Origin of the sequence: Vibrio sp. NFR, assembly GCF_027587095.1 — a bacterium.
Classification (GTDB): Bacteria; Pseudomonadota; Gammaproteobacteria; order Enterobacterales; family Vibrionaceae; genus Vibrio; species Vibrio harveyi.
In genome coordinates, this window is the sequence record NZ_JAPPTN010000004.1 from 265,552 (window position 1) to 280,272 (window position 14,721).

The window sequence follows — 14,721 nt, forward strand, 5'->3', positions numbered from 1 at the left end:
TTATGCTTGGTTGAAGAAAAGCACCAAGCTTCCCCCCTTGAATGCACTACCATAGTTCAGGCTCATCCCCACACCGATGTTAACGACAAACGGAATTTTGACTGGAGGAGTCATCAACCAGCCCATACTTGCTTCGTAGTAGTGGTCTGTGTTTAACGGCTTTTTCGTGTCTCCACCAATGTCTACACGATTAAAACTGGTATAAAACGATTGGACCATATTTTGCCAAATAGCCAACCGATGGAAGACTTTCACGCCATTGACCCAGTACCAACCTTCGGGATTAATAGCATCATCTCCCTTCCCTAGATTGATGCCAAAACCATTGAAATAGTGCAGTGAGGACCAAAAGTACCACTGTCCAAAATGACCGTAAGGGCTGTATTTTACAGTCGCGTTAAGTTCACCAACCATAGCTACAGAGCTCGTGTTGACATAAACGCCATCAATCTGGTCTCTATAGTCTTCTAATGTATCACTCCGGTACGCATAATTATTTTGGTAATACATGACGTGTGTACCTGCCGCCGCGCTTAACGTTACATTTCGGTTGAGATACGCTTCCTGTTCGACTTCTAAGTAGCCACCAAAAGTCAACTCATCCATTTCGTCGGGTGTACTCGACTCAAATGCGGATATTTTTTGTTGAGCAGACAGTAAATACCCCCTTCCATTTACCTTAGTTTGATAAGGAGAATAACGATAATGGTTAACGGGAACACTGAATGGTAAAGACATCACAGAGACTTTTTTTCGTAAATCGACGGATTCACTGTCACCCAACAATTCATCATCAAGGTTAAGGAACTCATTAGGGTCGAAGTTTGAAAATCCAAACGTGAAAACGTCGCTGTCAGAAAGCACAATGCTGGATGCAAAGTTATAATCGAACTCTTTTTGAAGTTGTTTTTGAACCGTACTGGAATAAGAAGAAGTAGAGGCGAAAACCATCGCCAGACAAGCCAACTTACGCATAACTCTTATGTGTTTGCTATCGCCGTTCCATGACTTGGTTTATGTGCTTATGTTCCTATTAAGCAAAATGGGGCGCGATTTTGGCTTGGAGAAGAAATAAATGCAAATGTTTTCTTTATGCCTAGGAGCGGTTGCGTTTTCAAGCGGTTTTATGCTGGTTTATTAAGCAGTATTTGTTTGGAAGGCTAAACGACACAGTCCTTGCCTCGCCTAAAATAATTTTGACTATACCCAAGTGACTTCAAGATGCAGGATTCAGAGCGTTGTCATTGATTCGAGAGCAAGGAAAGCAACGCAGTGTAATAGCCAGCTCTTTCCAAGTTGTTTGACGCAGCAATCGGGTCAATGACACGCTCCCAAAGGGCGAGCTGCCTTGGCTTGTATACTTTGTTGTCGATTCTTGATTTAGACCCACTAAACCTTTAAATCGCCGCCGCGTCTACAAACCAAGTCAGTCTCGCTGAACCTAGCATCTCGAGGTTACTTGGGTATAGGCGTCCCTCATCCGAACAAAATTCAACCGCGAGAGATAGACTGACTCTACTCTTGATTAAAGAACAAAACCAAACTGCCGCCTTTGAGTGCGCTGCCGTAGTTGATCGTCAGACCTAGTCCGACATTGTCAATCCAATCGGATTTGAATGGCGGAGTCATCAACCAGCCGACGCTTGCTTCATAATAGTGTGAAGTATTCATCGGTTTACTGGTATCGCCACCTACGTCTACTCGATTGAAGCTTGTATAAACAGACTGAACCGTGCGACCTACCTTAGTAAAATCATAGAAAAGCTTTACGCCATTGACCCAGTACCAGCCCTCAGGGTTACCCACATCGCCATTATTACCTTCGCCCCAGCCTGCACCGTAAAAATAATGCGGCGAAGACCAAACGTACCATTTCCCCCACTTTTCATTTTCTAAGTATTTGAGCTCAGCATTAACTTCACCAACCAATGCCCACGCATCGGTATTGAGGTAAATGCCTTCTAGATAGGGCTTCAAGTTATCGAGAGCATCGCTACGGTAATCATAGTCGTTGCGATAATACATAAAATGGGCACCTGCTGCGGTACTTAGCGTGAGGTGTTCAGAGAGAGTGTCTTGACGTTGGAGTTCATTGTACGCGCCAAGAATCAATTCTTTGTTTCGGTCAGGTCTTTTATCATCGTTTACCGTGACATCTTGATCAATACTAAGTGCGTACAACCTGCCTTTTAAGTTATATCGAGCCTTCGTTTGTTCTTTGTCAGTCAGTGAAAGGTGATAAGGTAGCGTCGAAATTGCGACCTGTTTTCTCAAATCAATCGAATCTTGGGTACCAATATCCTCATTGTCGATATTTAGGTATTTGTTTGGGTCAAAATCGTGAAATCCTAACGTAAACACATCACTATCGGATAAGACGATGCCAATTGCGAAATTACGCTCAAACTCTTTTTGTAAGGTTTGCTGTACTTGCGCTGAATTTGCAAAAGTAACAGTCGAAATAAGTGACAATGTCACTAGTGTATATCTCATTCTATCGTATTGATTTAACTTGCATTTACTACAGTATACGTATTGCGACCTAGCGACTTTGATGTGTAAAGTGCTCTATCTGCAGTCGCATATAATTCAGCGACATTATCCTTACCTGTTGGCTGAAATGCAAACACACCCTGTGACACTGTCACTCTATTTGCAACGCTAGAGTATGCATGTGGGTAATCTAAGAAGTACATCGCTTCTTGGATTCGCTCCGCCTCTCTTTCTGCGGTCTGGGCGTCTGTACTGTTCAGTAAAATGACAAACTCTTCACCGCCGTAACGACCTACATATTCTCCTGAACGGCAGAATGTCGCTTTGAGTTGGTTTGCGATTGCTTGTAAGCATCGATCCCCTTCTATATGACCGTAGTTGTCATTAAATGGCTTAAAGAAGTCTACATCGAGAAGAATTAACGCCATCGGCATATGATGGCGACCATGCCACGCGATCATGGTTTCAAGTTTATGATCGATATAGCGTCGATTATACAGCTTTGTTAAACCATCTTCGTTCGCCTGTTGCTGCAGACGTGAATTCATTTCTTCAAGTTGCGCGGTTGCTTGCTTCAATTCACGACGCATGTGGGCAATACGCTGCATTGCCATAAGTTTGGAATTGAGCACCAATTTGTCGACCGGCTTTATCAAATAGTCATCACCACCCGCCTCTATCGCTTTCGCGATCATTTCTGGCTCTTCATGACTACTTAAGAAGATAATAGGAATCCAATCCGGGAAGGTTTCTCTGATATGAAGCGACACTTCGAAGCCATTCATGTCGGGCATCGCAATGTCGAGCAATACGAGCTCTGGGTCGAAGCTTTCATAGGTATTGAGTGCTTCCAGCCCGCTTCCAACGGCTTTAACTATATGACCTTGTTGTTTTAATCGGATAGCCAACTGCATTCGGTCTAGTTGAACATCATCAACTAACAGAATGCGCATCGATGTCCCTGTCGGTTGCATAGCGCGTTCCATTCTTTTATCAGTCTTTATTAAACATATATCATACTCACAGACTTGTTGCATTACGCGACAAATTTAGTGCTATATTTTTTTGTTGAACGGTCACGTAATCAAATAGTTCTTATGGTAGCTATTTGATGCATTTGGTATTAATATTCCCGCCTTTTGTAACGAGAGCCACTGTAATCTGGTTACACTATGCACTAAAAGTAATGTGCGCACTTATGTACTAACAGGACTTACCATGTCAGAAGCAACTAACAACGAAAGTAAAAAAATCGATCTAGAAACTATTTCTCCAGAACTGCGCAAAGTTATCGAGTTTGACGAAGTTCCTGAGCAAATGTTCGAGATGGTTACCTCTATCCATGAAGTGTCTGAAGAAGCTGTTCGTGCATCTTGGGATGAAATGCCAGCGAGTGCACAAAACATTCTGGACAACTTCGAGCAATTCCACGCTCTAGTATCTGTTGGTCAAGCTTTTGCTGGCCTAAATGTAATGGAAGAATTCCCGACACTAAATCTGCCAGAAAACATGACAGATGAAGACAAAGAAGACTACCGTGCTCAACTGCTAGACAATGTTCTACACAACTGCGTGAAAGACATGGTTAAGCAACTTAAGAAAGCACGTCGCGATCCTCTTCTTAAACGTGAATTCAAAGAAGTATTCGTGAAGTAATTCCGAAACTCTTCAAAATAAAGGCCGCAGATGCGGCCTTTTGTGTATTTGAGGTTCTGGTAATCAGTGATGAGCTAACGCAATATCTCGTTGTGTAACACTTACGCCTTTTATCTGAACGTAGACGGCATCGCCGACTTTTAGGTTCAAATCGTCCAATGCCCATGGCGTAATCGTTGCCCACAAATGGCACTCTTCATCTAGTTTGAGCGAAACGGTAATACTTTGCTTGTCTTCACCTGTATTCAGCTCTTCTATGGAAGCAACTGTTGCGGCTAAGACGTTACGAATAGAGGTGCCAACAGGCTTCTCTAATGCAATAGAAACATCGTTCGCACGTACTTGAAGACGAATAGGCGTATTAGGTTCACCATCCACCTTTTGAACCCACAAACAAGCACATGGCGCGAGTTTTACACACGTCAACGCGTATTTCTCGTGATGAGTCGCGATCTTTCCTTCAAACAAGCTACTGTGGTCTGAAAACGACTGCCAAGGGCGCATGGCATGAGATGCCCACACATCTTCTAACTTGCCAGACGTCATGATTCGCCCCTTGTCTAGAATCGACAGGTGCTGCGCTAAACGTAAGATTTCTTGCAAGCTATGCGTAACGTAAACGATTGGAATATTGACTTGCTCAGACAGCTCTTCCAAAAATGGCATTACTTCACGCTTACGCGGCATATCTAGAGACGCCAAAGGTTCATCCATCAAAAGTAGATTAGGCTTGGAAAGAAGCGCTCTTGCAATAGCGACACGTTGCTTTTCACCACCGGATAAAGAGATTGGAAAGCGTTTCAGTAGCGGCTTAATAGCGAGCAGTTCTGTCACCTTATCAAAATAATCTTCATCTTTTTCCACGACACCGTAGAGTAAATTGCCTTTCACGGAGTAATGCGGGAATAAACGCGAGTCTTGGAAGACATAACCGATTCTGCGTTTATGCGTGGGTAAATTAATGCCAACATCGCTATCGAAAAGAACATGTTCCCCAATGGACACTTTGCCTTGTTGGGGTGTGACCAATCCGCTAATCACATTGATTAACGTTGTTTTTCCTGCTCCTGAGCGACCAAATAAGGCACTTATTCCGTTACCCGGTAACGTCAGATCAATATCAAAGTCAGTTTCGCCAAGTAATTGTTTAAATTGAATTTTGATACTCATCGCTTAGCTCCCAGACGTGAAGCCGCTTTACGATTTAACCATTCAGAGATCATTAAGGTCGACAGTGCTAAAGCAATGGAAATAACGCACAAACGAGCAGCTTCTATCTCTGCTCCTGGCGTTTCTATGAAGTTGTACATCGCCAAAGGAATGGTTTGGGTTTCGCCTGGTATGTTAGAAACAAAGCTGATTGTGGCACCAAATTCACCAAGGCTACGGGCAAAAGACAACATCGTTCCGGTAATAATTCCAGGAATGGTTAAAGGCAATGTGATCGTAAAAAACACCTTCAAAGGTGATGCGCCTAACGTCGATGCGGCATGCTCAAGTTTCGGGTCAACATTATCTAAACTCAGACGGACGGAACGCACCATCAAAGGTAGAGCTACAACAACACAAGCAACCACCGCTCCCTTCCAGTTGAAGCTGAATACCAAACCAAAATGTTCATATAGCCAATTCCCCAAAAAGCCTTGACGACCAAGCGAGATCAGCAATAGATAACCAATTACCACTGGCGGTAAAACCAATGGCAGATGGATCAAGCTGTCTAGAATAGACTTCCCGATAAACTCTTTTCGTGAAAGTAACCAAGCAAGAGCAATTCCCAAAGGAATCAACCATAGGACAGCATATGCTCCAACTTTAAGGCTCAGTATTAAGGCTTGGTATTCAAGTTCTGTCACTCTGTGCCCTTTTTATTGAAAACCGTATTGTGCAAACACTTTTTTAGCATCGTCCGATTTCAAATATTCGAAGAATTGCTCGGATTGCGTAGAGTCTTTAACAATCGCTGCTGGGTAAATGATGTCCGCGTGAGTGTCATTTGCAAACTCGCCCACCACTTTTACTTTATCTGTTAAAAGTGCGTCCGTCTTATACACCACGCCCAATGGGGCTTCGCCACGTTCAACAAGCGCTAAAGCTAAACGAACGTTCTTTGCAGGTGCAATTTGGCGTTCTAGTTTCTTCCAAACACCAAGGTTGGTGAGCGATTCTTTCGCGTACATACCAGCAGGAACAGATACAGGGTTACCTAAAGCGAGACGATTACCTTCTAATGCTTGGTTCCATGCATTTGCATCTGAAAAATCAAAAGGCTCGATTGTTGAGGCTTTTGGTGCAATCAAAACTAGGCTATTTCGCACTAAATTAGTGACACTGTCATTTTTCACTGCTTTTGATTTTACTAAGTAATCCATCCACTTAGTGTTTGCCGAGATAAAAACATCTGCAGGTGCGCCGTTTAAAATCTGGCGAGCGATAGACGAAGACCCCCCATAAACAGGCGTGACCGTTACGTCATACTTTGTCTCGAATTGTTGTGCAATATCGTTGACCGCGTTGGTCATTGACGAAGCTGCATAAACTTTTAATTCAGTTGCTGCGTTTGCTGCTGATGAAACGCTCAATATTGCCACTAGGCAAGCATGTATTTTCCATGCTTTCATAAAAACACTCCGGTTCTAGGCAGGCAGAAGTTGAAACTGTGGAGCTATCTGTCCACTTTTATTTGTGCTTCAAACAGTTAAAAACTGGTTTTATTTGAACAGAAAGTCAAGATTCATATGTTGTTCTATCGCATCCGCAATGCGATTAATGCCCTGTTCTTTTAACTCTTCAAAGTCTTGTTGTTTGATTTGAGTGCCGTTTACCCACTCTGAAACCAAGCTCAACACGTCTGCCTCATCGAAGAACCCGTGTAGGTAAGTTCCCATAATTTGGCCACATTCACTCAGCGATCCTTCTGCCTCCCCTGAATTTAACTTGAGAGGTTGAGCGCTCTTAACTTCAGTTCGACCAACGTGAATCTCATAGCCTTTCACGTCTGCTGTCTTACCGTTTAGGCAAAGCTGCGCTTGTGTATGCGTTAACTGTTTACTGTCGGTTAGAGTTGTAGTGATGTCTAACAAACTAAGACCTTCACTACGACCAGGCTGACCCTCTACGCCATTTGGGTCGTCAATTACGTTGCCAAGCATCTGGTAACCACCACAAATGCCAATGACTTTGCCACCCAGACGGATGTGACGTTGAATGTCTTTATCCCAGCCTTGGCTACGTAGATAATCCAAATCGTCTCGAACTGACTTAGTACCCGGCAAGATCACGAGGTCGGCTTTGTCGATCTTTTCGCCCTTGCCAACGTAGCGAAGGTTAATGTCTGGATTAAGACGCAACACATCAAAATCGGTGTGATTACTAATGCGGGTTAATACTGGTACCACAACATTGAGTTTCACTTGTGAAGACAGCTCTTGCTGTGCCGTAATGGCATCTTCTGCTTCGAGGTTTAGCCCGTGAAGATACGGCAATACACCCAGTACAGGCTTGCCCGTTTTCTCTTCTAACCAATCCAGACCAGATTCAAGCAAGCTGATGTCGCCACGGAAGCGATTAATCACAAAGCCTTTGACGCGAGCTTGTTCAGATTTGGATAGTAACGCTAGCGTCCCATACAGATGGGCAAACACACCACCACGGTCGATATCCGCGATAATAATAACGGGTACGTCGGCTTCTTCTGCAAAGCCCATGTTGGCGATGTCATTTGCTCTTAAGTTAATCTCTGCCGGACTGCCTGCTCCTTCAATCATGACGGATTCGTATTCATCCACCAGTTTTGAAAATGAGTCCAATACGGTTCCCATTGCCACTTTTTTGTAATCATGAAATCCGACAGCATCCATGTTCGACAAAGCTTTACCTTGTAAGATGATCTGTGCACCTGTATCGCTGTTCGGTTTGATTAGCACTGGGTTCATGTGAACGGTTGGTTCGACATTACACGCTTGCGCTTGCACTGCTTGAGCACGCCCAATCTCCCCACCATCTTTGGTTACTGCACTATTTAAGGCCATGTTCTGTGGCTTGAATGGGGCAACCTTTATCCCTCTACGGGCTAGTACACGGCATAAACCTGCCACAAGGACGCTTTTTCCGGCATCAGAAGTCGTGCCTTGTACCATTAATGAAGGGATTGGTGATTTCATGAACGTTTAATAAGAGAAAAAAGAAGGTGAACAATCATAACGTTATCTCAGTATCGGACTCAAGAAAATGAATCGAATATGAATGTTCGAATCAGTAATGGTTCAAATACGGTTTGTTTTAATAGCACCATCAAAAACGAACACCTATATAGAGAAACCAAATTATGAAAAATACTGTAATCGCTACTATCGCTGCACTTGCTATCGCTCCTACTGTTGCAATGGCTAAAGACCACAACCACGGTCAATCAAGCATCCAATTTAATGGACCTGTAACGGTAGAAAAGGTAGATGCGTTGATCAAAGACTCAAGCATGTTTACAGAGAAAGACGTTGTCGTAGAAGGCAATCTACTACGTCAAACTCGTGCTGACCGATTTATTTTCAGCGATGGCTCTGGCGAAATCATGGTTGAATTGGATGATGATATTCGACTAACAACTCCTATTGACCAAACCACAAAAGTACGTCTATTCGGTGAGTTTGAAGGCGGAAGCAAACCGGAAATCGAAGTCGAACATTTAGTTGTGATGTAGTTCTGCCCTTTCAACGCCAATTTGGGCAATAAAACATTGATCATGCGCACTTTGTCCTAGTGCATAGGGTGACGGGAAACACCTATAATGATATTTTGTAAATCTTGGTCTGCATTTTGCAGACCTTTTTTTCGTTCGTATTATTTTTTGCCGGAGACACCCATGCTAGGTAAAGCTCTAAAGGTAGCAACCTTTGGTTTGTGCGCTGTTTTGCCACTTGCCGCACACGCTAACAATTTCAATTACAACATGATGGAATTCCGCATGGGTACAAGCCCAGGCACGTTTGGCGGCGAAGTCACAACATACTTTACAGAAAACACGCATTTTATTGGACGCGCAGACAGTGAGTTCAGTGGTGACTGGGACATCGCCGGTGGTATTGGCTTTAATGGTCCGGCAGGTCAGTTTGCTGATATCTATGGTCAAATGCTGGTTCACAACATTAAAAAAGACAGTGGTGATCTTGTCGGTGACGAATGGAAGACCGAAGTTAACATCGGTACTCGCGTTTGGTTTATGCAGAACATCGAATTGCACGGTCGAATTGGCCAATTAATCGATAATGATGATTCAAAAACGATTTACAACCTTGGTGCAAGGTTCCATTCGACCCAACAGTTATCTTTAGGTGCTGATTTGAAAGATAACGGTACTTACGGTCAACAACTTGTGTTGTCAGCGCGTTTCGCTTACTAACTTCGACAGGTTAACCAAGCGAACTAAAACTCGGTTAACTGATTGAAAAAATCAAAAAAGCCTCTCAGTTGAGAGGCTTTTTTTTGTTTCAGTTTCCAAACGATGAACTACTTACCGCTTGGTTTGTTTTGAACGTATTTTTTTGATACATCCACAACAGCGACATCTCGGAAAAAGCTACGTCCTAAGAGCATTGGAAACTTCATATGTCCACGCTCTGTTAGAGTAAACTCGGTTTGCTCTTTTAGGTCGCCTACCTGGATGTAAGCAACAACAACTGGACGTTTATCAACATCTTCCGAAGAAGACTGACGTATCTTTGCCCAACGCTCTACTGGAAGTTTAAATTCTTTACTTGCTTTACCGTTGATATCGATTTTGAACTGAACCCAATCTTTACCATCACGCTCGAACGGAACCACTTCGGTTGCGCTGATAGAAGACGTTGTCGCTCCTGTATCAATGCGAGCTTTAAATGTGCGGTCAATCGCTGGTACGTAAACCCATTCTTCTGCACCAAGGACCAGCATGCCATCAGGCGTTTTTTGAACCTTAGCTGGCTTTTCTGGTTTTGGCTCCGGCTTTTTCTCAGGTTTTGTTTCCGGTTTTTGCTCCGGTTTCACCTCAGGTTTTGGCTCGATTTCAGGTTTTACGTCCGGCTTCTCTACCGGTTGCTCCACAACTGGCGTTTCTGGCTCAGCAGGCTCAGTGGTTGTCGGTGTAGATGTACAAGCAATAAGACCGCCGCTCATCATTAGCGGCAGAATCAGTTTCCAGTTCTTCATTAACTCTCCCAATTAACGTTGAGATACTTTTTGGATCGCGTCAGCAACGTAAGGAATATGAGTTTCGGTCAAACCAGCGATGTTAATACGACCATCACCGACACCATAAATGCCATAATCTTCACGCAGTTGCGCCATTTGGTTTTCACTAAAGCCTAGCACAGTAAACATGCCTTTGTGGCTCTCGATGAAATCAAATTGATCTGTATTATGGTTGTTTCTCAATTCGTTACACAAAGTTTGACGAAGATTCAGCAAGCGTTGCTGCATTTCGCTCAATTCTTGTTTCCAAACTGAAGTAAGGTTGGCATCTTGAAGAATGGTTTTCACCAATGCTGCACCGTGATCTGGCGGCATAGTGTAAGTTGAACGTGCTAACGTCAGAAGCTTACCTTTTGCATTCGCCACGTCTTGCGTGTTTTTACCGATCACAATCGCAGCACCAGTACGTTCACGGTACAAACCAAAGTTCTTAGAACATGAGGTTGTGATCAGCATTTCTTCTACGTTGTCAGCCATAAAGCGGAGACCTTTTGCGTCTTCCTCTAGACCGTCACCAAAGCCTTGGTAAGCAATATCCACAAATGGGGTAAAACCGTTCTTTTGCGAAAGCTCTGTAATTGATTGCCACGCAGAAAAATCAATATCTGCACCCGTTGGGTTGTGGCAACAGCCATGCAGAAGCACGACATCAGAAGGACCTGCTTTAGAGAGGTCTTCTAGCATTTTCGCTGTATCAACTTGTTTCGTTTCTGGCGAGAAGTAATGGTAGAACTTCACCTTAAGTCCAGCCGCTTCCATCACTGGCTTGTGGTTTACGTAGCTTGGGTTTGAAATCCAAACCGTCGTATCTGGTTGTGCAACCTTCATTAGGTCACCCAGCATACGCAACGCACCGCTTGCACCGGGCGTTTGAATCGCTGCCACACGATCTGTTGCTGACGTACCCGTCAGAAGTAGATCGATCATGCTTTGGTTGAATTCTTCACAGCCTGCAAGCCCAACGTAGGATTTGGTCTTTTGGTTTTCGACAACCACTTCTTGTGCCATTTGAATGGCTTTCATGATTGGCGTTTCACCAGCGCTGTTTTTGTACACGCCAATACCAAGGTCAACCTTGTTTGGACGTTCATCGCCGCGGTATGCGACGGAAAGAGATAAAATAGGATCTAATACGGGAGTTGGTAGATTAGAAAACATGAAAGTCATAACCCTTTGAAATTCAAGTATCGAACCTCACGGTAACACTTTCGTTAAAAATGGCGAAATGATTTTTCACACATTTCGCCAATTAGAGTACAAAATTCTGGTGCCTAGGGAATTTTATGAACTCAATCGGTCATAAAAAGAACGATTCACTCATTGAAGTTTGAATCTAGCTTACCGTTTTTCCTAAATTCGCGCGGAGTCATGTTGGACCAAGCTTTAAATCGTGTACTGAAGTTTGCGCCTGTTGGGTACCCTACTATTTCACCGATGTGCTGAATTGACCACTCTGTTGAGCGCAACAAACGCGCGGCATACTCCATTCTCATACGAGTTAAGTGTGCCATTGGGCTTCGCCCAAACTGTTGCTGGGTCAAACGATGCAAGTGGGGTTCAGAACATGGGTACAGGGCTGCAAGTTGTTCTACCGTCCATTCTTTATGGAGTTGTCTCTGAACCAAATCGAATACGCGGCGCAACTTTAACTGGTTGCGTGATATGGAATCTGAGTGCGGCATATTCAGCATGAGCTCTAACTGGGCAACACTGTGTGCGCCGACTTCACCACCGTAATCGATAGGTAGATTGATACTTCGCAATAGAGTCTGAATGCAGAAATACATCACTTCTGGTGCTGGTGTAAGTTGATACTCAATCTCTTCATTCACCATCGACCATTCTTTGTCTTGTGAGAGAAACACCCATGCGATTTGCCACGTTTCGTCTTCCATTCCAAAGCCATTTTCAATACCTGCTGGCACGATCACCAACGATCCTGGCTCCAGTTCATAACGACATGCTCCGCTCTCCAACCAGCCTTTGCCACGAACCGTGTACAACAACATGTGTTTCTTCTGATTTTTGCGATAAACGGAAAAGAACTCTCGGCAAGTGGCGATTCCACATTGAACGATGCCTCTTTCTTCAAGAGCAAGCACGCGAGTGTGGTCGATGAACTCTTGATAGGTCTTTTCTGAAATGGTGTAACGTTCTTGCTTCTCTTCCATGATTCGATGGCTCACAAATGCACTCACGGCAAACGTGTTCTATCAAACCACCGATAAACACTGGATAGTTTGACAAAACTTTTGGATGTCTTCGAAAAATACACCGCCAAATCATACGGATAAACTACTCGCATTGTTCTTAGAGGAGAAATGCGATGCTCTTAACACGTCAATACATAGACAAAGCATTTTGGAAAAAACTGATTGCGATCGGCGTTCCTGTATCGCTGCAATCCATGCTGTTTTCGTTACTTGGTGCCATCGATATTTTTATGGTGAGTCAGTTAGGTGAATCGGCAACAGCGGCGGTTGGCGTTGGTAACCGAATCTTTTTCTTTAATCTCGCCGTGGTGTTTGGATTGTGTGGTGCAGTAACGGTTTTAGCCTCTCAATATTATGGCTCTGGAAACCTTTCTGGCATACGCAGAACACTCGCCCAATCCTGGTTTATTTCGCTGGTAGTTACTTTGCCATTCATTTGGCTGTACGTGGTTTATGACAAAGAAATCGTCTCTTTTATGGCGGACGATCCTGAGTATGTTGGTTATGCGAGAGAATACTTAGTCGTCACAGGTTTGAGTTTGATAGGCACAGCAGTTGTTGTTCCTATTGAATCGGTGTTGAGGTCCGTCGGTGAGGCAAAGATGCCAACTTACGTCAGTATTGCCGCTATCGTTGTGAATGTCTTCCTCAATGCCGTTTTGATCTTTGGCTTGCTAGGATTTCCACAATGGGGAGTATTTGGGGCTGCAGTCGGTACTTTTATCTCACGCTTTTTCCAAACTGCGGTGCTGGTTTATTTCTTTTGTCGCCGATATTCACATCTGCTTCCTACTCGCTCAGATTGGCTTAAAGGCACAGTAAAGAAGTACCGAAACAAATATTTCAAAGTTTCTATGCCAATGCTGATCCACGATGCGTTGTGGACTGGCGGTTTGATTGTCTACAGCATCATTTATGGTCAGTTGGGCGTAACCGAACTGGCAATTATCTCGTTCCTATCACCAATTGAAGGCGTATTGATTTCAACCTTTATGGGATTTGCTGTTGCCGCTTCTGTACTGCTTGGGAATGACATTGGAGCCCAACAATATGACCGTGTAGAGAAAACTGCGTGGTGGTATGTATTAACGAGCGCGGTATTGGCGACCATTTTGTTCTTTGCCGTATGGATTTGCTCGCCTTTGATTTTGAATTTGTTAGAGATGAGCCCGCTCACAGACAAACAAATGGCGTTGAATGTATGTTTGGTGCTCGCATTAGGCATGATACTGCGCGTGTTTAATATGGTTGGTATTGGAGGCGTATTAAAGAGTGGCGCTGATATTCGCTATAGCATTTTCATCGACACGTTTGGTCAATGGGCGATTGGTATTCCGCTTACCTACTACACCGGGATGGTGTTAGGTTTACCACTGCATTGGGTGTTGATGTCCCTACTGGTCGAAGAATTAGTAAAAGGTATTCTAACGACTCACCGAATTCAGTCTAAGCGATGGATTAATAACATGGTTGATGATGACTCCAGTGTGACGGCGTAACTGAAACGTTGTGCTATGGTTGTTGAATTAAGCTCAAAACAGAACGATTTCATCAATCAAAGCTTAAAAAGAACTCACACCAAAAGGGCACATTCGAAATATCCGAATGTGCCCTTTTTATGTTTGGCTTTTCTTGAGTTGGAACGCTTAAAGCTCAGTGAATCGATGGATGATTTGATTCGAACTGCCTCGCCATTCTAGGTTGAGGTCTCGTTTATCTTGCTCGTATTTGCCATCGATTAATGTGTCGATGTATTGCGTCACTTCACGCTGCGCATCGTCGAGCTCTTCAAGCGTGTAACCTGTCCAAACCCAAATATCTTTGCCTGGGCACTCTTCTCTTACGCGTTTTACAAGCTTAAGAATGTGCGGCACGTTCGCTGGATGCAAAGGATCACCACCGGACAGAGATAAACCACGGCGTTTGATGCGTGTGTCGTTTAGGTCTGCAATGATTTTGTCTTCCGCTTCTTGCGTGAAAAACACACCAGAATCCAAGCGTTGCGTCGACTGGTTATAACAGCCACGGCACTGGTGTACACAGCCCGACACAAACAGCGTGCAGCGTGTACCTGGTCCGTTAACAACGTCGATTGGATAGTATTGGTGGTAGTTCATAATCGTGCCTTGTTTTG

General features: G+C 44.0%; 15 protein-coding genes. 4 read left to right on the top strand and 11 right to left on the bottom strand.

Annotated elements, in window-relative coordinates:
• The 3 genes from OH463_RS09915 to OH463_RS09925 all read right to left on the bottom strand — a co-directional run bounded on the left by OH463_RS09915 (nt 1) and on the right by OH463_RS09925 (nt 3,467).
• A complete protein-coding gene (locus OH463_RS09915; RefSeq protein WP_269991174.1) occupies nt 1-975 on the bottom strand; it encodes a Solitary outer membrane autotransporter beta-barrel domain in 975 nt (324 codons plus the stop codon).
• Between the two features lie 540 nt (nt 976-1,515).
• Nucleotides 1,516-2,493 (bottom strand): Solitary outer membrane autotransporter beta-barrel domain, encoded by a 978-nt coding sequence (locus OH463_RS09920; protein ID WP_026000207.1) that lies wholly within the window; start codon nt 2,491-2,493, stop codon nt 1,516-1,518.
• Between the two features lie 14 nt (nt 2,494-2,507).
• A complete protein-coding gene (locus OH463_RS09925) occupies nt 2,508-3,467 on the bottom strand; it encodes a diguanylate cyclase (RefSeq protein ID WP_005446879.1) in 960 nt (319 codons plus the stop codon).
• A gap of 244 nt (nt 3,468-3,711) precedes the next feature.
• On the opposite strand from OH463_RS09925, the gene OH463_RS09930 reads away from it, so the two are divergent.
• On the top strand, nt 3,712-4,149 hold the full coding sequence (locus tag OH463_RS09930; RefSeq protein ID WP_005446880.1) for a DUF3069 domain-containing protein: 438 nt from the start codon (nt 3,712-3,714) through the stop codon (nt 4,147-4,149).
• A gap of 63 nt (nt 4,150-4,212) precedes the next feature.
• On the opposite strand, the gene modC is transcribed toward OH463_RS09930, so the two are convergent.
• The 4 genes from modC to OH463_RS09950 all read right to left on the bottom strand — a co-directional run bounded on the left by modC (nt 4,213) and on the right by OH463_RS09950 (nt 8,312).
• Nucleotides 4,213-5,319, bottom strand: coding sequence for a molybdenum ABC transporter ATP-binding protein ModC (modC, locus tag OH463_RS09935; protein ID WP_269991176.1), 1,107 nt, complete (start codon nt 5,317-5,319; stop codon nt 4,213-4,215).
• The gene (gene modB, locus OH463_RS09940) at nt 5,316-6,005 is read right to left on the bottom strand and encodes a molybdate ABC transporter permease subunit (protein ID WP_005446883.1); all 690 of its coding nucleotides are present in this window, start codon (nt 6,003-6,005) and stop codon (nt 5,316-5,318) included. The genes modC and modB overlap by 4 nt, the downstream gene beginning before the upstream one ends.
• Nucleotides 6,006-6,017: 12 nt before the next feature.
• Entirely contained in the window at nt 6,018-6,770 is a 753-nt protein-coding gene (modA, locus tag OH463_RS09945) for a molybdate ABC transporter substrate-binding protein (RefSeq protein WP_269991178.1), read from the bottom strand.
• Nucleotides 6,771-6,860: 90 nt separating this feature from the next.
• A complete protein-coding gene (locus tag OH463_RS09950) occupies nt 6,861-8,312 on the bottom strand; it encodes a cobyric acid synthase (RefSeq protein ID WP_269991180.1) in 1,452 nt (483 codons plus the stop codon).
• A gap of 164 nt (nt 8,313-8,476) precedes the next feature.
• Here OH463_RS09950 and OH463_RS09955 point away from each other — a divergent pair, with 164 nt between their 5' ends.
• Together OH463_RS09955 and OH463_RS09960 are read left to right on the top strand one after the other, a co-directional pair.
• Nucleotides 8,477-8,848, top strand: a complete 372-nt coding sequence (locus OH463_RS09955; RefSeq protein ID WP_269991182.1) for a YgiW/YdeI family stress tolerance OB fold protein — start codon at nt 8,477-8,479, stop codon at nt 8,846-8,848.
• A 162-nt stretch (nt 8,849-9,010) separates the two neighbouring features.
• Nucleotides 9,011-9,547: a hypothetical protein gene (locus OH463_RS09960; protein WP_005446887.1), complete on the top strand. Its 537-nt coding sequence runs from the start codon at nt 9,011-9,013 to the stop codon at nt 9,545-9,547.
• 107 nt (nt 9,548-9,654) lie between these two features.
• Here OH463_RS09960 and OH463_RS09965 read toward each other — a convergent pair whose 3' ends face one another.
• The 3 genes from OH463_RS09965 to OH463_RS09975 all read right to left on the bottom strand — a co-directional run bounded on the left by OH463_RS09965 (nt 9,655) and on the right by OH463_RS09975 (nt 12,545).
• Nucleotides 9,655-10,332: a putative ATP-dependent zinc protease gene (locus OH463_RS09965; RefSeq protein WP_005446888.1), complete on the bottom strand. Its 678-nt coding sequence runs from the start codon at nt 10,330-10,332 to the stop codon at nt 9,655-9,657.
• A gap of 12 nt (nt 10,333-10,344) precedes the next feature.
• A complete protein-coding gene (locus OH463_RS09970; protein ID WP_269991185.1) occupies nt 10,345-11,532 on the bottom strand; it encodes an amino acid aminotransferase in 1,188 nt (395 codons plus the stop codon).
• 155 nt (nt 11,533-11,687) lie between these two features.
• Nucleotides 11,688-12,545: an AraC family transcriptional regulator gene (locus tag OH463_RS09975; RefSeq protein WP_029789325.1), complete on the bottom strand. Its 858-nt coding sequence runs from the start codon at nt 12,543-12,545 to the stop codon at nt 11,688-11,690.
• 155 nt (nt 12,546-12,700) lie between these two features.
• On the opposite strand from OH463_RS09975, the gene OH463_RS09980 reads away from it, so the two are divergent.
• The gene (locus tag OH463_RS09980) at nt 12,701-14,086 is read left to right on the top strand and encodes an MATE family efflux transporter (RefSeq protein ID WP_269991187.1); all 1,386 of its coding nucleotides are present in this window, start codon (nt 12,701-12,703) and stop codon (nt 14,084-14,086) included.
• A 147-nt stretch (nt 14,087-14,233) separates the two neighbouring features.
• Here OH463_RS09980 and nrdG read toward each other — a convergent pair whose 3' ends face one another.
• On the bottom strand, nt 14,234-14,704 hold the full coding sequence (nrdG, locus tag OH463_RS09985; RefSeq protein ID WP_005435220.1) for an anaerobic ribonucleoside-triphosphate reductase-activating protein: 471 nt from the start codon (nt 14,702-14,704) through the stop codon (nt 14,234-14,236).
• Between the last annotated feature and the right edge of the window lie 17 nt (nt 14,705-14,721).